General features: G+C 68.2%; 15 protein-coding genes and 3 pseudogenes. 10 read left to right on the plus strand and 8 right to left on the minus strand.

Annotated features, from left to right (window positions below):
• Positions 1-192: 192 nt before the first annotated feature.
• Positions 193-1086, minus strand: a complete 894-nt coding sequence (locus ACFYWY_RS29375; RefSeq protein ID WP_389191461.1) for an LGFP repeat-containing protein — start codon at positions 1084-1086, stop codon at positions 193-195.
• Between the two features lie 170 nt (positions 1087-1256).
• Between ACFYWY_RS29375 and ACFYWY_RS29380 the strand changes: the two are divergent.
• The 4 genes and pseudogenes from ACFYWY_RS29380 to ACFYWY_RS29395 all read left to right on the plus strand — a co-directional run.
• A pseudogene (locus tag ACFYWY_RS29380) lies at positions 1257-1945 on the plus strand (IS5 family transposase); the annotation flags it as partial.
• 628 nt (positions 1946-2573) lie between these two features.
• Positions 2574-2774 (plus strand): hypothetical protein, encoded by a 201-nt coding sequence (locus ACFYWY_RS29385; protein ID WP_389191463.1) that lies wholly within the window; start codon positions 2574-2576, stop codon positions 2772-2774.
• A gap of 97 nt (positions 2775-2871) precedes the next feature.
• A complete protein-coding gene (locus ACFYWY_RS29390) occupies positions 2872-3159 on the plus strand; it encodes a hypothetical protein (RefSeq protein WP_389191466.1) in 288 nt (95 codons plus the stop codon).
• Positions 3160-3169: 10 nt separating this feature from the next.
• Positions 3170-4576 (plus strand): caspase domain-containing protein, encoded by a 1407-nt coding sequence (locus ACFYWY_RS29395; RefSeq protein ID WP_389191469.1) that lies wholly within the window; start codon positions 3170-3172, stop codon positions 4574-4576.
• 347 nt (positions 4577-4923) lie between these two features.
• On the opposite strand, the gene ACFYWY_RS29400 is transcribed toward ACFYWY_RS29395, so the two are convergent.
• Positions 4924-5826, minus strand: coding sequence for a helix-turn-helix domain-containing protein (locus ACFYWY_RS29400; protein WP_389191472.1), 903 nt, complete (start codon positions 5824-5826; stop codon positions 4924-4926).
• 408 nt (positions 5827-6234) lie between these two features.
• Here ACFYWY_RS29400 and ACFYWY_RS29405 point away from each other — a divergent pair, with 408 nt between their 5' ends.
• Both ACFYWY_RS29405 and ACFYWY_RS29410 read left to right on the plus strand, forming a co-directional pair.
• Entirely contained in the window at positions 6235-6813 is a 579-nt protein-coding gene (locus ACFYWY_RS29405; protein WP_389191475.1) for a hypothetical protein, read from the plus strand.
• A gap of 604 nt (positions 6814-7417) precedes the next feature.
• A complete protein-coding gene (locus ACFYWY_RS29410) occupies positions 7418-7588 on the plus strand; it encodes a hypothetical protein (RefSeq protein ID WP_389191478.1) in 171 nt (56 codons plus the stop codon).
• Positions 7589-8454: 866 nt separating this feature from the next.
• On the opposite strand, the gene ACFYWY_RS29415 is transcribed toward ACFYWY_RS29410, so the two are convergent.
• Positions 8455-8706 (minus strand): hypothetical protein, encoded by a 252-nt coding sequence (locus ACFYWY_RS29415; protein ID WP_389191481.1) that lies wholly within the window; start codon positions 8704-8706, stop codon positions 8455-8457.
• A gap of 383 nt (positions 8707-9089) precedes the next feature.
• Here ACFYWY_RS29415 and ACFYWY_RS29420 point away from each other — a divergent pair, with 383 nt between their 5' ends.
• The gene (locus tag ACFYWY_RS29420) at positions 9090-9332 is read left to right on the plus strand and encodes a hypothetical protein (RefSeq protein WP_389191484.1); all 243 of its coding nucleotides are present in this window, start codon (positions 9090-9092) and stop codon (positions 9330-9332) included.
• Between the two features lie 730 nt (positions 9333-10062).
• Here ACFYWY_RS29420 and ACFYWY_RS29425 read toward each other — a convergent pair.
• Positions 10063-10212, minus strand: a pseudogene (locus ACFYWY_RS29425) (MoxR family ATPase); the annotation flags it as partial.
• A gap of 1305 nt (positions 10213-11517) precedes the next feature.
• Here ACFYWY_RS29425 and ACFYWY_RS29430 point away from each other — a divergent pair.
• Positions 11518-11913: a hypothetical protein gene (locus ACFYWY_RS29430; protein ID WP_389191487.1), complete on the plus strand. Its 396-nt coding sequence runs from the start codon at positions 11518-11520 to the stop codon at positions 11911-11913.
• Here the strand turns inward: ACFYWY_RS29430 and ACFYWY_RS29435 are convergent.
• Positions 11872-12834 (minus strand): hypothetical protein, encoded by a 963-nt coding sequence (locus ACFYWY_RS29435; RefSeq protein ID WP_389191489.1) that lies wholly within the window; start codon positions 12832-12834, stop codon positions 11872-11874. The genes ACFYWY_RS29430 and ACFYWY_RS29435 overlap by 42 nt on opposite strands.
• On the opposite strand from ACFYWY_RS29435, the gene ACFYWY_RS29440 reads away from it, so the two are divergent.
• Entirely contained in the window at positions 12833-13552 is a 720-nt protein-coding gene (locus ACFYWY_RS29440; protein WP_389191491.1) for a hypothetical protein, read from the plus strand. The two genes, ACFYWY_RS29435 and ACFYWY_RS29440, sit on opposite strands and share 2 nt — an antisense overlap.
• Positions 13549-14226 (plus strand): hypothetical protein, encoded by a 678-nt coding sequence (locus tag ACFYWY_RS29445; RefSeq protein WP_389191669.1) that lies wholly within the window; start codon positions 13549-13551, stop codon positions 14224-14226. The genes ACFYWY_RS29440 and ACFYWY_RS29445 overlap by 4 nt, the downstream gene beginning before the upstream one ends.
• Positions 14227-14295: 69 nt before the next feature.
• Here ACFYWY_RS29445 and ACFYWY_RS29450 read toward each other — a convergent pair.
• The 3 genes and pseudogenes from ACFYWY_RS29450 to ACFYWY_RS29460 form a co-directional block, all read right to left on the minus strand.
• A pseudogene (locus ACFYWY_RS29450) lies at positions 14296-14538 on the minus strand (helix-turn-helix domain-containing protein); the annotation flags it as partial.
• 9 nt (positions 14539-14547) lie between these two features.
• Positions 14548-14712, minus strand: a complete 165-nt coding sequence (locus ACFYWY_RS29455) for a hypothetical protein (RefSeq protein WP_389191493.1) — start codon at positions 14710-14712, stop codon at positions 14548-14550.
• A gap of 992 nt (positions 14713-15704) precedes the next feature.
• Positions 15705-16313, minus strand: coding sequence for a DUF2867 domain-containing protein (locus ACFYWY_RS29460; RefSeq protein WP_389191496.1), 609 nt, complete (start codon positions 16311-16313; stop codon positions 15705-15707).
• Positions 16314-16339 lie beyond the last annotated feature (26 nt).

Genomic DNA, 16339 nt, shown 5'->3' on the forward strand with positions numbered 1-16339 from the left:
ACCGTGTCCTACATGGTGAGGCGGAGTAGTCGCTTGTAGCCACAGATGGCTGCGGCGGGGCCGGGGAAGGCCGGGTAGTTGCGGGCATGGCGCTCGTCGCGGTGGTGCCGAACACCTCAGCTCCTGTCGTGCGACGGCCACTGCCACGCTGGAACCGCGATGGTGCAGATCGTGGGAGGCATGCATAAGCATCTAGCGGCGATGGCACCGCACGCCATCGTGCGTCGTTTCCGTGTGGTTGTTCCCGTCGAGAACGGTGTGCGTGCCCTCAAAGCTGCAGTCAAGGTTGCTTGGAGACCCGCCGGACACCAGAGCGACAAACGCGACAGCTCCAACGATGGGTAGCAGCACTAGTGTCACCACCTCCCAGCCGCCAAGTTCAGCTTCCAGGGTCGAGCTGCTTTGTGTTGCGGTGCCTAGGGCATCCCAGTTGTCGCGGATCGCCTGCTCGAAGCCGCTCTCGTCCCAGTCTTCATCGCGGCCGTCCACAGATGTTGTACCGCCAACGTTGGCTTCGTACCGCGCCGCCACCGCCTTATCTGTTCCGGGAATCTTGACCGCTGTCGCCACGGTGCAGTACAGGCCGACGAATCCGCTGTTGTGTAGGTGGCCTCGATAATGGAAGCTGCCAGCGCTGGTGAGGACGAGCTGTACCCATCCGCCGATCGATGAGACTCCGATGTGGCTAGTATGAAAGACCTTTCGAGCCGGAAATTCTAGGGTCTCGCCGCTGTCGTTGACGAAGAAGATCGCGCCTCGATCGAAATGGCTGATCACTCCTGCCTTGTTCGTGTCCGGATCGGTCCAAGGCTGTTCGTCGGTGCGAGGCAGCCCCAGATAGCTTCCCTCACCCCCCTGCTCCATCCAGCGCTGGTAGATTGCGCCGTGAACCCAGAACGCATCTTGGCTCCGACGCCAGTAAATGGCGCTTCCGTTGTAGTGCTGAACGTAGGCGGTGCCACCGACCACGCGTTCGATATCTCCAACGGCTGCTCCTGGTGCGCCGTGGAGCTCGGCGTACTTACTGCTGATCGCGGAGCTTGCGAGAATAATTGGATTGAGGCCAATTCCGCCAATCTCGTGCATCTAACCCCCCTTGCCAGCACTCGATGCTGGCGGCCCAGGCTACTCGGGAATACGCGGTTGGAAAATAGGCCCGACCGCGGAAATGAGCCCCACCTGCAACAACCTTCCCATCGTGCCCGCAGGCCAACTAAGACCGTGTCCTACATGGCCAGTTGACAGTTGTCCTGATCATGGGGAGTGGACGGTGGGGTTGGATCGTTCCGGAGGGCCTGTGGGGGATTGCGAGGCCGTTGTTGCCGCCGGCTCGAGTGCGGCCGCAAGGCGGCGGGGTCGCGAACATCGATGATGAGGCGGTCTTCGCCGCGATCATCTACGTACTGGTCAGCGGTTGTGCCTGGCGGGCCTTGCCCCCGTGTTTCGGGGCATCGAAGTCGACCGTGCATCGGCGGTTTGTCATCTGGTCGCGTGCGGGGGTCTGGGGCCGACTGCATCAGAGGGTTCTCCAACTCCTTGACGAACGGGACCTGGTAGACCTCTCCCGCGCCGTCCTCGACTCTGCCCACGTCCGCGCTAAAAAAGGGGCGAACTTGCAGGTCCGAGCCCCGTGGACCGAGGTAAGCCCGGTTCCAAGATGCATGTCCTGTCCGACGCGGCCGGGCTGCCCCTACGCGTCGGACTCTCCGCGGCCAACACCCACGACAGCCAGGCGCTGAAGCCGATGCTGTCCCATTTCCACATGGGACACGAATCCCACGCAGCCGAGTCCAAGCCCCAACGCCTTCACGCGGACAAGGCTTACGACGTCCCTCACCTGCGGAAATGGCGATGGTGGAAGCACATCGGTGTCCGCATCGCCCGCAAGGGCATCGAGTCCAGCGAACGACTCGGCCGGCGCCGCTGGGTCATCGAGCGCACCATGTGCGCCACGAGGCGCTCTGTTTGTATCCCCGGCTCAGCCGGGAGGAACTCGGAAGGAGGTTCCTGGGCCTGATGACTTACCTGGATCCGAAAGGTGAAGGGGACAACAGCATGTCAGGAAAGCAGCGACCGGGCTCAGTTGTCAGAGACGGTGCGCTGGGGGGCCCGCGCGATATGGCGAAGACTGGATTGTTTGAAGCCCAATCTCCAGCAGATGCAAGTTCCCATCCGCCGGAAGGACAGCTGAAACCGGCGCCGCGCCCTGCACGGGGTTCGATTGTGCTCCCGTGCACCTCCGGGGTGCGGAGCGATGCCCAGCGAGGGCATTGAAGGAGATGAGTGGGACGCCTAACTCGCGCTAGAACGTACAGCAGAGACGAACGTGGGATCGCCTACGGGACGCGAGTCCTATGGCGACGGAGGCCCCGTAGTAGTCGCCGGAGTAACGACCGGCCAGGGAGGACGGGAAAGCCGTCCACATCGGGCGAAGGGGGCCAGGTGACTCGGACGCATCAGACCCGGGAGGTATGCGAAATGCAGATCGCCGCAACGGCGTTGTGTGTCCTGCGCGAGCAGCCTGAATCGCTCACGCTGTAGTCACTGGAGAGCCGGATGATCGGGAAACCATCATGTCCGGTTCGGCGGGAGGCCGCGCGGAAAAGGACCTGCTACGGCAGACACCTCGCCGCGCGGCCGACCCAACGTCCTGGCTGACCGGCTACCGCAGACTCAACCACCGCTACGAACGACATCCGGGCAACTACCTGGCCTTTCTCGGGCTGGCCGCCGCCATCTGCTGCTACAAACGCTTCCGCAACCTCACCGTGTAGGACACGGTCTAAGCCGTCGATCAGTCTCTGTCTCGTCAGCCGTACTTCAAGCCGAGGGCGCTTCTCGCCGCTCAGTGAACCGTCGCTGCCCTTCTGGGTGTCGTACGACGAACAGAGCGGGGAGCCCGGGGACTCGATGGGGCTGTTCGGCGATGGCGGGGACGCCGCCCTGCGGAACGTACCGCTGGGCCCCCTGCGCAAGAATCTGGCCGAGGCGGTGGACGCGCTGCAGCAGCTGTTCACCGATGTCGCTGCGCGCGGCGGGCCGTTGCCACTGCGCGAGGCGCACCTGTCCTTCCAGGTGACCGCGGCCGGCGGCGTGCAGTTCATCGGCACCGCCCAGATGCAGAGCAGCCGCGGCATCGTCCTGGTCTTCAAGCAGTGACTGGCCGGCCATGGGGCGCTACAGAGCCCTGCTGATCGGGGCGAGCGACTATGAGATGCGGGGCGTCCAACCGCTTCCCTTCGTCCCCGGCGACCTCGCGCGCCTCGGATCCGTGCTCGAACAGCGCGGCTTCCAGGACGTACAGGTCCTGTCCAGGAGGGCCGACGGGAAGCAGGTCTCGGCGAACTACGTGAACGCCCGCGTCATCGGCTTCCTCAGACGCGCGCGGCGCGGCGACACGCTGTTCATCTTGCTGAGTGGTCATGGGGTGCATGCCAGGGGCCGGGACTATCTGGTGCCGGAGGACATCGATGAGGACATGCATCCCTTCGAATCGGGATGCGTGCCGATCGACTGGCGGCAGCATCTCGACGAGACCCCCGCCGAGCATGTGGTGATCCTCATCGACGCCTGCCGGGAGGGCATCGACCAGGATTCGATGGGCGTGGCGGGGGTCAGGGAGTGGGGCAAGCAGAAGATCGGTGCGGCGTTGCGCCGCAAGGTGGCGTATGTGTACGCCTGTTCGCCCGCGCGGCTCTCTCTGTTCGTACGTACCCACGAATCGGTGCCGGACGGATCCGACCACGGCACGGGCCCCGGCGATTCGTTCAGCCTCTTCTCCCGGTCGGTGTCGGATATCGTCGCCGCGCATCCGGGGACCGAGGCGCTGGCCCTGGGGCAGTTCATGGAGGCGGTCCAGGACCGGGTGACCGAGCTGCACCGGGCGTACCGGAAGAAGGGCGATCCGCAGATCCTGCGGGTCGTCACCGACATTCCGTCCGACGGATTCTTCTTCCTGCCGGGGGGTGGGCAGCCGGTGCAACAGGTGCCACGGGCCACTCCTGTCGCGACGGCTGTGCGCGACGGCTCGGCAATGGGTCTGGACCTGGGGGGCGGGGTCCTGGATGGCTCGGCCTTGGGGACGTTCGGTCCGTCACCGGTCATACGCCCCGTCCCGCCGCCACCGGCGAGTCCCCCGGTCACCACCGCACCCGGCCACCGGCGCAGTTCGCGGATCGTGCGGGGCATCGTCGGAGGGGTCTTGCTCGCCCTCGTGACCGGCGGGCTGGTCGGCGGCTGGCAGTGGACCAGGACCCAGTACTACGTCGGCGTGGACGACGGCCATGTCGCCATCTATCAGGGGGTGAAGGAGAAGCTGGCCTGGACCAGCCTCTCCGAGCTCGAAAAGACTTACGTGGACATCGAGGTCAAGTACCTCCCCAGCTACCAGCGCCGTCAGGTCGAGCAGACGATCGCCGAGAACAGCCTTGGCCAGGCCCGCGCCAAAGTGGAGGAAATCAAGGTCCAGGCCTCCACCTGCAAGAAGGAAGCCGAGCGCCGCAAGGTGGGCAGCGGGGGCGGCCAGAGCCTCACGGAGGAGGAGCAGAAACTGGTCCCGATGTGCGACGCCTCCTGAGTCACCGGGCCCAGGCGTCAGTCACAGGCGTGATCGCCGGCCGCCCCTTCGGCCGCGCAGGGCTTGCCCACCGCACTGAACCAGGCTTGCCCACCCACCCCCCAGGCCGAGGCTGGCCCAGCCCCCGGAACTGCGCCAGAGCCCGGCGGCGACCTACCGGTGCCTGTTCTCCAGGCTTGCCCAGGCCCGCTGCGACGGCCGCCTCCTGGTCGACTTAATGCCGCCGGCGCGGACTGGGGCGGGCTGCGGCCGCGCTGCCGACGTCGGGACGCCTTCAGAAAGACGTCTCTCGCACACTGGCACGGTCCGCGGGAACGGTCGTCGCTGTGATCTCCGAGCGGTGAAGGTCACCGGCGAAAGTTACCGTCAGGGTGTTGGTCGCGCTCTGTGTGGTGCTTGCTGTGAAGCCCTGGCACCGCGGAGATGAGGCACACCTCGCTGCTTCCGTAGCGGACGGTGGCCTTCCCGCCCTGGGACGAGATGGTGTTCACACCTGGCCCGCCCTGTTCGCAGCCCTCGCCGCCCGAGTTCGCTCCGGACGGCTCCTGGGGAGGCCGAGGAGTTGTGCGGGCCGCGGGCGTTGGCGACCGGGGTGCCTTTGAGGGTTGGCTTGCGGACTTGGTCGCAGCGGGGCTGGACGGTTGCGGATCGTGGGTGCGTTTGTGTCGGCGAGCGGTTGTGCTGTCGTCCGTCGTGGTGTCGGAAGGCCCTGGCAGCTGATACCAGCCGCCGATCAGGGCCAGGACTGCCAGGAGTACGAGCCACCGGCGTCGGAAGGGTAAGCGGCCTATGAGCCGTGCTGTCGCCGCGTGCGGGACGGGCGCTGCTGGGGAAGTGGCGGGCGGCGAGGGAGTGTCCTGGCTGTCGGCTGGTGCCGTGGCCGGGTCTTCCTCGGGTGAGTGTTTTTCACTTGCCGGGGCCGGCGTTGAGGACGGTTCCGGCTCGGGGATGGTCGGTGTGGGTGTGGCGGTTGCCCTGCGCAGACGGGCTGCGTCGGCTTGGTCCCACAGCTGCAGCGGTCGGGTGGCGTCCAGACGGCGTCGGGCGCACAGCTTGGCGAGAGCATCGCGTGGGGGAAACGCGATGCCGTTGAAGACCCGGTGCCAGGAGGCTCTGGAGTAGCCGGTGCCGCGGGCTAGCGCCTCTAAGGAGACGCCCGTGCTGTGCCGTAACCGCCTCAGTTCCTCGTACAGCGCGCGCTCTTCCGGCAGCAGCTCTTCGGGGAGGGCCTGACTCACGTATCTCTCCATGGTCCATCTCGGTGCCGCGCGTCTCGTTGCAGTCTCTTGTCGCAGGTCAGAGCGGCATGAGACGTCGTGAGATAAGGCGGGATGAAGCGAAACGGGATCAGGCTACCGCTGAGACGGCGGCCGGTGGATGGTCATCTCGGCAGACGGCGAACAACCGCTGCCGATCACATCGGCACCCCAACTCCCCCCTGCAGCACAGCCCTTGGTCGCACTCAGGAGGAACGGGGCACAGCGATCATCCGCCCGGCGAGACCATGGCCACTTCGTCTGACCACACATGAGCCGGTCGCTGCCTTCACGTTCGTGCCCAGGAAGCAACCGTCCGGCCAACTCCTGGCGCAGGCGTTCGATGAGGCTACTGCTCACCTGGGCCTGCCGGGGTGTTGGAACCGTGGAGCTGCAGCGGGTGTGAGTGACGACGACGGCTTTTGTCGTTTCTCTCGAATGGGGAGGTTGCAGATGATCTCACTGCTGGGTGTGACACTTGGGGCGGTTATTGCACTTACCGCAACTTTGTTGGCGGAGTCGATAAGGGCGCGTCGGGAGCGTGCTGCCGTTTTCGCTAGGTTGCGCCACGATGCCTATCTCGGTTTCGTGTTGGCGTCTGTGCGGGCCAATGACGCTCTGCACGCCATTTCCGTCGGCGACCGGGACGGTAACGCGTGCGTCGCCGAGGCGATGCGGGATTCCGGTCTTTACCCTGCGCGGGAGCGATTGCTGGTCACGGGATCCCCGGAGATGGTGCTCGCGAGTGAGGCCGCGTTTCGCACTCTGTTGGATGTCCGCGATGCCGTAGCGCAGGGAGTGCCTCTGGCGTGGCCCGACTACCGTCCGGCCGCCGACGGGATGGCAAAGGGGGTGTGGGCTCTGCGCCAGGCCGCCCGGCGTGAGTTCGACGGCAGGCCGCTGGATCTGGAGCAGCTGTCCGCCGTCCAAAGCGCGGGAATCGCCGAACGTCTCCTGCCGCTGCCGGATCCCGCGCCTTGACCGGCTCCGGCGGCGTCCGGGGGCACCGGTCAGCCGGGCGCGGGGGGTGATGACCGGCTGGTTGATGTCTAGCCCGGTGCAGTCGGGCGCGCAGCAGTTCGAATCGGCGATGTGAGGGATCTGCGCGCCTGGTTGTCGCCCTGGTCTGGCCCCTCGGTGCGGATGCCGACGGGGGCGGCGTCGCCGCTCAGCAGGGGCAAGGCCTGGCGCGGCTCGACGTTTCGGCGAGCTCTGTCGCTCCGGCCGTCACGGGGCTTGAAGTCGGCCTGAGGATACGCATTTCAGGGTTTTCTTTGGCGCCTGCTGAGTGGCATGTCTGTGCGCTCGGGACCCACCTGGGGGCTGTGACCGACACACTGTTGGTGTGGATCGGGAGGACAGCGCTCGAGCGACGCCACCGCGCTCTCGGCACAGAGAGTGCGCCTGGCGTGCGGGGCAACTGGAGTACAAGGGCAGAGGGCGACTGCCTGTGTATTGTTCGTCAGCCTGTCGGCAGCGTGCGTACGAGATCCGCCGAGCGCGCACGAAGATTGAGAGCGAGCCGGCTACGAACGAGCCCCGGCCCCTTGAGGACGTCATCAGCGAGATAGACCGCCTCGCGGACATGTTCAAGGCGGCGCCGTCCGGTACATACCGCGAGCAGCACGAGGAACTGGCGGAGCTCGCTGCCGCCGTGGACCACTTGAGCCTGCTGATCGCAGTGCGCAGCCCTCGGACTTTCTACTCGGACCGGCAGAGCCGTGCGGGGGCTCGCTTCACCACCCCGGGGAAGTGACTGTTCGGGGTCTGCGGACCCGTAACGTCAGTGACGAAATGCTTTGCCGTGGCCCTTCTGGGCGGGAGCGGATCGGCCGTGTGCGCAGGTCCAGAAGGGGGAAGGGCCCACGGCTGAAAAAGCCCGGCTTCATGGGTCGCGAGGCCGTTCTCGATCATGTAGACATCTCTTAGCGAACCCCCGACGGCCCAGATGCTCCTTCAATGGAGAGGTCTGGGCCCGTTTGTTTTTCGAGCCCTGCACCTCGTCTGAGGAGGTGCAGGGCTCCTTGCCGTTCGGCGAGGGGCGATGTTGTTGCCTGCTCGCCCCGACTCTCACGCCCGGCGAGCAGGCCCCGGCCGAAGGGCACTGCGTTGAACGACAGCGCGTTTATCAGCCTCCAGGGCATTGTCCTGCTCCTGGTCGGTTTTCTTGCGGCGTACGCCGCGTACAAGTGGAAGGACTTGGCTGGCCCCATCACCGTTGGCGCGGTCGTCGCCACACTACTGATCCTGCTTATGGGGGCGCAGGAGGAGAACTCCACCGCGCCGCCGCCGGCTCCCTGCGTGGAAGCGGTAGTGACTCGAACAACCGGAGCCGCGTGTCAGACCCCCGTCTCGGGGCCGGGTACACCGAGGTAGAGCCCAGACGACGGCGGACGGGACGGCAGGAGAATGCCGTCCCGCCGGTTATCGGCGGAGCTCATTCCGACATGGTGACAGCCTCGACGAAGGCGGCGAACCGCGGCGCCTCCCCCGCCGCTGGCGGCGCCGCGAGGCACTCGGCCGCCGCCCGGGGCATCGGACCGAGTCAGCCCTGCCCCGTGTCGAGCATGTGACTGAGCGTGCTACTTGGCCACTGCGCATTTCAGTTGGCCACTCTGGTGCTCAGGCTTTCATTGACTGCCCTTCGTTTGGAGGTCGCCCGGAGAAACGCTGAAGCGGTCCTCCGGCGGGCGAGAGTCGGCGGCGCGCGGTGACGATGAAGCTGTTCCGCGCTGACTCCACGCGTGAACGCAGACTGAACCAGTTCTCCTCGGGGGTCAGACCGTGTCTGATCTTGGTGTGAACACGCCATATCTGCTCATCAAGGATGTGAGCGGCTTCTGCGATGTCCTTGTCAGCGACAAGGTTCACCATGCTCAGGGCCTCATTCCATGGCCGCCAGTCAATGGTGGTCGGGTGGACGACGCCTTGAGGGAGGGAGCTAGGGCGAGCCAATTCCGCGTCGCTGAGGCTCACGAGCAACCCTGATGATTCGCGAAGTACACGTGCGCACGCTGCCGCCAACTGCTCCCGGTCCCAATGTCGGTCTTGCGCCCTCCTGCTGACCGCACTTCCCGCAAAGACACCGATCAGCGTAGTCGCGACGGCCCCGGCGGGGGCAGCAAGCAAGCTCCACAGCGCAGACATGAGACTAGTTTGAAGCCTCCAGGATCTGCCGGTGGTTCGATTCGCTGCTGTGGCACTCCTTGTCCGGACGTTGATGGATAACGGTCAGGCAGACCTGAAGCCCAACGGGTGTGCGGCCAACTGCAACCCACGGAAGCGCCGACACCCTGCAGGGCAACCTGCTCGCCCTCAACCCGGCCTTCCTCCTGGACGCGCTCGGCACGTTCACCGGCGACAGCATCACCCTGCACATCCGCGAGATGAAGGACGGGCAGACCACCAAGCCCGTGCTGCTCACGGAGGGGGCCGACATGGCCGATGACGGCTACAGGCACCTCCTGATGCCAGTACGGTTCGACGCCGCGGCGAAGTAGCCAGCTCCGCGGGGCGGGAGAGTCCTCCCGCCCCGCCGGTGGGGGGAGCGGCACCCCCGCCGTGCCGTGGTAGCCGGTGCTGGCGGGCCTGCGGTCCCGCCTGTGTGGCCGCGGCACGGACCGCGCGGTGGCGGGCGTGTGGTCGTCGGCGGTACTTCCGCTGGCGGGGCGCCCGTTGTGCTGTATCGCTGTGGGAACGGCGCTACAGCGCAACGGGGTTCGGTGGTCGTCGCAGTGACAGCGGGTGGTGGTGGCGAGCATGGCGATGAGGGTGATCATCAGGGTGATTGCGCCGAGTGCGGCGTGGAGTGGTCCGGTGAGGGTGGGGCGCGAGTGGACGAGTGCGCCGAGGTTGAGGGCGAGGAGGAGGGTCACGATGACGACGATGGCGGCGAGTACGAGGGTGAACAGCAGGGGCATTGGAGCTTCCTTCGGGGTGGTGTGCGGAATGCACGGGCGGGTAGAGCGGTCGCGCTCCACGGGTCTGGGTTGTGGACCGCTCTGCAGCGGGGCGGGTGGGGTTGTCGTAGAGCGGGGCGACTGTGGGGGAGGCATGGGTTAGCTCCGCAACCTGCTGTCGAGCTGGGCTTTTTGGGTCGGGGCGGCGGGTTGTGGTGGCTTACACCGGCCGGTGGCTAGCTGCGCAACCTGCTGCTGAGCAGGGCGTTTTGGGGCGTCGGCAATGAGCTGCGGGTTTTCTGGCGTCTGCGGTGGGTGGTGGTGACCTGCACCGGCCGGCCGTGCACTCCAGCTCAGGCAGCGCGAACTCGCCCTCGTCCGTCGCGTTCAGCAGGTCGTTGGGCAGGTTGATGTCGCTCTTGTCGAGCTCGTCGATGAGCAGCACCCGGGGCCGCCTGGCGGGTAGCGGTGCGGTGCTGAGGGCTGCGGGGTTGTAGAGGGGGGCGAGTGTGGGGGATGCGTGCGTTAGCGGCGCAACCCCCCGGTGAGCAGTGTCTTTTCGGGGCCGGGCGGCGTGCCGTGGTGGCAGGGGCCGGCCGGTGGTTGGGTGCGCGCCTCCGTGACCGGTGCCCCGGTAGACACGCCGCATCGCGTTGTGTCGTGTCGCCGGGCGTGCGCAATTGCTACGCGCTCTGGCGTGGTCGGGCGCGGCCGTGTTCGACGGGCCTGGACGGGGTGGTTGGAGTGCGCTGCGGCTGGCGCCGGCAGGCGCGCTGCGCCGTCTCCATCGCGGCCGCGTCCTGCTGGTCGACGTGAGGGACAAGAGCGATATCGGTCTGCTCAACGGCCTGGGGCATTGCCGGGACGCGCATCGCCTTGGCTGCCACTCATCCAGGGGGCCCAACGGGCCCGGCCCGCACTTTGTCTCGCGGGCGCCGTCAGGGGCCCGGTCCTCACCGTCCCGCTGGCCCCGGCAGGGGGCAGCCCCCTGCCGGGGCCAGCGGCCGGCCCCCGGTCTGCTGCGCCCGCACTTTGTCTCCCGGCCCCGTCAGGGGCCGGCCGCTCACCGTCCCGCTGGCCCAGGCTGGGGGCAGCCCCAGCCGGCCAACGGCCGGCCCGCTTCAGATCCAAGCTAGCTGCTCCGCACTTTGTCTCGCGGGCGCTGTCAGGGGCCTGGCGCTCACCGTCCCGCTGTCCGCGGCAGGGGGCAGCCCCAGCGGCCTACGGCCGGCCCGGCGTCTGTTGCCTGTTTCTGTGTCAGGACTGCTGCCGTGTCCGGGGCGGGGGCGCTCACGGGTCACACGACGGAGGCCGCCGCCGTCGGGGTCATCGGCGGTGCCGTCTGCGCCGGCGGTGTCAGTGTGACCGTGGTCATCCGCCGCTAGCTGCTGAGGGCTCGGAGGTACGGAACCTCCGAGCCCACACCAGCGGCGTCAGCGCTTCGGCAGCCCCGCACCTCTTGCACGCCTGGGCACCCGGGCGCCGTAGCTCGGCCGGCGCCTGGTCGATGTCGAGGCACGTGACTTACATGCCTGCACCTCGGCCAGTGACCTGACGTGGATGGACACCTCCGAGCTCCAGATAACCGCGGAACCGACGGCGGTCTGCCCGGCGGGCGTTGAGGCAGTCCGGGCTGCACGGGGGCCCGCCCCGCGGTACAGACCGCGGTTCACGGCTCCAGCACCCTCCACCCCGGCCGCGGCGTAGCCGCGGCATGCATACCCATGCGGCCTGGTGTGCGGAGAAGCGCCCCGAGCAGAGATGGTGCGCGTCTACGGTGTGCCGGGTGAGTGACGAGATGCCGGAGCCCGGTGTGGACGTGCCCGTGGTCGACGAGGTCCTTGCTGGTGCGCTGCTGACCCAGGGCGAGGCCGGCGCCCGCGCGCTAGGCCTGCTGCGAGATGCACACCGGATCCTGGCCGGCGCCGGGCTTGAACGGCCCGACGAAGTCGCCGAGTCGTGTCTGCGGGGCGCGGCCGATGCACTGCTGAGCCTGCCCGGAGCGCCGGTCATGGTGGGGCTGAGGTCCGCGGCGGGCAACCTGCTGGACGCGGTCGACGCCTGCTCCGCCCCGACCGACGGCACCGCCCCCGCGCTCCCGGGGCCCTGCCGCCTGGACCGGCCGCGCCGCCGGGGGCCCTCACCGTCTCCGGAAGCCAGGCGGCGGTGGCCGCCGTGGTAGGCGCCTGCCCGCGCGCTGGGCTGCCTGCTGGAGTACGCCGTCCACCGGGCCCGCACAGACGGCGCGATGCGTGGCCGGACCCGTCATGCAGGCCGCGACGGTCTCAACGTGGTCGGCCAGCCACGCCGCGCACAGCTGGAGCGCCGCGGCGATGGCCTGGCGCATGCTCAGTTCCGGCAGGCGCCGGGCCGGTAAGCCCGCTACCGAGTCGGAGATCGCTGCGGTGACCGTCATGTGGCGTGCCGCGCTTGCCGCCGACCTGCCGCCCGGGGCGCTCGACGGCGCCGGCTGGTTCGCTCCGCGACTGTTCTGTTGCCACTCTCGCAGCGGGCACAGGCTCCGGGAAACCGGCTGCGTCTGCTGGTCGGCACACGCGATGATCTGCGGTCCCGCAGCCTCCTGGCCGTCGCCCGCGACCAGGGCGCCTGCACGGACCTCAGCGCAGCCGAGCCGGAATCCGTCTGCCGGAGCCTCACCACGTACGTCAAGCGGCTCTTGACGACCGAAGGCTGCCCATATGCCGACGGCGCCAGGCGAGCTGCCCGCGACGCACTCGCGCAGGCCATCGCCGCACGGCTCACCGAACAGGGCCGCCATGGCGGTTTGGCCGACGCCGACGATGCTCTCGAGTGGGGCGAGTTCCTCACTGCGGGACTCTACGTCCACTACCTCCTGGCCACCGAGAAACCCCGCAGTGCCCCTGAAGAGGCAGCAGCCCTGGGCCAGGCCGTGCCACGCAGCCTGCCCGTACTGCTGGAACTCGACCTGCAACGCCACACCGGCCAGCCCCTCCTGGGCCCAGTGTTGACCGCGCTGGCCTTCGCCCAGGGCCGGGGCATGCCAGAAAGCGTCCTGGCGCACGCGGCGACGGCCTTCACCACCACCGCCGACGGCGGTCCGCTCCCCCATCGGCAGCTGCATGCGCTCCTTGACGGCGAAGCACGCTCTGACCACCGGCACCCAGACTCGTCGGCTGACCGGCCACCCCGGCAGGGTCACTGCGGTGGCGGTGGCGGAGCTGGAGGGCCGCCCCCACGCGATCACCGGCAGCCAAGACGGGTTCATGCGGGGATGGGACCTGACCACCAGCAGCGAGCCCCTCATCCTTTTCGGCCACTCCGAGGGGATCACTGCCGTGGTGATGGCGGAGATTGAGGGCCTCCTTCACGTGGTCACCGGCAGCGACAACGGGGCGGTACGGGTGTGGGGTTTGTCGACGGGCATCGAGACTCATCGGCGGACCGGCCACACCAGTTGGGTCACTGCGGTGGCGGTGGCGGTGGCGGAGCTGGAGGGCCGTCCCCACGCGATCACCGGCAGCAACGACCGGTCGGAGGGGGTATGGGATCTGACCACCGGCATCGAGTTCCGAATCGAGTTCCGCACCCGGCTCGGCCACGTCGAGGGGGTCTCTGCGGTGGCGGTGGCGGAGCTGGAGGGCCGCCCGCACGCGATCACCGGCAGCGACGACGGGTCGGTGCGGGGGTGGGACCTGACCACCGGGTCCTGCCGCACCAATTTTCACCTCCCTGACGCAGCATTGGCCGCAGCCATCGCCCCTGACGGCACCGTCGTACTCGGTGTCGGCCACGAGGTCGTCGCCCTCAGCCTCAAACCCCTGGCAGGGAGGCTTCATTGACCAGCCCCGATACTCTTCCGGTCCGGATCGTCGCCGTACACGGTGTAGGCAACCACTTCGGCGACGACATCCACGAAACCCGTCTGGAAGAGCTGCGCCTGCTTAAAGCTGCCCTCTGGACCCGGCACCTGATCAGCGGTCTCGGTATCGCCCCGGACCGAATCGCTGTCGACCTCGCGTACTACGCGGACAAACTGGTCACCGGTCCGGTGGCTCATGGCGCGGGAGATCCCGACCGCCTGGACGATCCGCTGGCGCAGGAGATGCTCGCGGCCTGGGCGCGGGAGCCGGGAGTTCCCGAGGCGGTGTCGCAGGGCCACGCCACGGTACCGCTGCGGGCGCTGTCCTCCTGGGTTGCCCGCAGGTTCGACCTCGCTGAAGGACCGCTGCGGGTCTTCATCCGGCTGCTTTTCAGCGAAGTCGCTGTCTACCTGCGGGCCGAGGACGCCCCGGAACGTATGGCGGCACGTGAAGAAGTGGCCGCGCGGATCGCCCGGCACCAGCCGCGCATCGTCATCGCGCATTCGCTGGGCTCCGTAGTCGCCTACGAAGCCCTGCACGCCCACCCGGAACTGCAGCCGGAACTGTTCCTCACCCTGGGCTCGCCTCTGGCGCTGCCCCGCGTCGTCTTCCAGAGGCTCATCCCCACACCGCAGCACGCTGGCAGCGCGTAGGCCGGGCAGGATCCCGCGTTCTTCGGCCCGGGCGCTGCGCCACCGCCGCAGTGCTTCGTGCAGTTGGGCTTCGGTTCCTGCGCACCCGCAGACGAATGCGGTGACGGTGGCTTCCTTGGGGACGGTGCCGGTGATGCTCTCCGCCCGCTGGAGTGTGGCCTTCGACCGGCCTGGCCCGTACTGCCTGGTGCGGTTGGCGAGTTCCTCGAAGGTCAGTGCGGCCCGGTCTCTCAGGGCGGCCAGGAAGTCGGCGAGCGCGGCGTGCCGGGGCGCGCGCCATGGGCGCCGGCGGTCGGTGATCGAACTTCGCATGCCGGGTTCCTACTTGCCCGCAGCGGTGCGCAGGAGGGCTTCTGCGAGGGCGCCCGCGAGCCGCCGTCCGCCGCCGGCCGCGGTGAAGGTGGCCGCGCCGATGGCTCCGCAGCCGCCGAGCAGGACGAAGACGTCCGCCACGGCCATGCCCGTCCAGCACAGGCCGCTGCCCATGAGGGGGAAGGCGACGAGCCCGGCGACCTACGCGGAGTCGGGCCCGCTGCGTCCGGTCCGTGACGTAGTCTCGTTGGCAGGTCCGGGGCCGGGCAGGGGTGTGCTGCTGTTCGTGGGCATGAGGGGTCTCCTGAGTCCTGGGTCGTCACGGCTGTGGTGACGGCCGTCCGCTACTGGCCGCAAAGTCCCCAAGACCGCGGGCAGTTGACGCTGCCGGTGCGGCTCGGTGCGCATGAAGCATGCCACCGACGGCACCGCACCGCGCGCCCGACCGGCACGCAATGCGCGGTATGCGCGCTTTCTGGTTCGCCGGTGTTCCAGACGTCCCATCGGGGAGGGTCGTCCCCTGACGTCCGGCCTGCTGGGCCTCTGCGCCTCTCACCTCGGCCGTGTCCGCTGCAGCTGGGTCGCGGCGCCGGAGATCTGTCTCACAGGCGTTCCAGTCCGGGTTGCCTGAGTACGTCTTTGAGGCGATGCTGCGGCTGTACCTTCTGCCGGACGCTTGGCTGGCAGGAGGGTCCCTGACCGCTACTGGCCGCAAAACCACGCTGTGTGCGGGGACTTCGACAGGTCATGTTGACGCGTGCCTGTCCCCGGCGGAGCCGGTGCCCACTCGGCGCCTGGCTCCGCCTGTACGCCATGACACAGCTCCTGCAACGCGTACCGACAGACGTACGAACCTCGCTGCTGCAGAACGCATCGCGCTCTCCTCCTGCGCCGGCTCCGGGGAAGCCACCGGCATGGTGGCAAAGGAATGGCACGGCCGTGTCGACCCGCTAAGCGGTTTTGGTGAAGTTCGCTGCTGATCCTTGGATGCGGGTCGGTTGGCGGGTCAGCGCCTGGTCCATGGCGGTCCCGATCGCTTCGAGACTGGGCTGCGGTGTGGCGGGTAGAACAGCTCCACCACGATCCCTTGTGCCTTCGCTCAAGCCCCCGCCGGTGTTTGAGGAGCGGGGGCTTGGGCGGAGCCTGGGTTACGGGGAGGGGAGACGTCAGCGTGCCGTTCGGCGCGCCGTGTTCTCTCGCCACTCCCGGCCGATCGATCGCATCAGGGCCGGGTACACCCCCAGGTACCGGAAAGGTTTGATGCCGAGCATGTACAGGGAGCCGAGGCGGCCGTTGGGCTTCACCAGGACGGCCATCTGGCCGCGGTAGCCGCCGTTCCCGTCGGAGACCCAGCCGATGTGCATCACCCCGTGCATGGTCTTGTTGGCGTACTCGGCGGCCCACTCGTCGTGTGTCTGGAAGACCGATGTGAAGGGCGCCGCGCTGAGGTCGGGCCCCCGCGGCCCCTCGCGCAGGTCGTCCGGCAGCCGGTCGCGCAGCGTCGCCACCCGGCCGCCGACGCCCGAGTCCGGCTTGTCCCAGCCGAGCAGCGCGCCGAGCTTCCAGCGCACCGCGAAAAGGAAGCGGCCCACGGGGTTGCCGCCGTCCGGACCGTCCTTGCCGTCCGCCATCTGCTGGACCAGGAGGTGCAGGTCGTCCGGGCCGCCCGGCGTCGGCAGCGCCCACAGATCCTCGAGCCGGAAGTCTCCGGCGATCTCGTGGATCCGCCAGGGGCGGGACACGTGGTCGGTTGAGGGAAGGCGCAGATCGCTCATGGCAGACCCCTGTCTATACGGTGGCG

This window comes from Streptomyces sp. NPDC002870 (genome assembly GCF_042888505.1).
Taxonomy (GTDB): domain Bacteria; phylum Actinomycetota; class Actinomycetes; order Streptomycetales; family Streptomycetaceae; genus Streptomyces.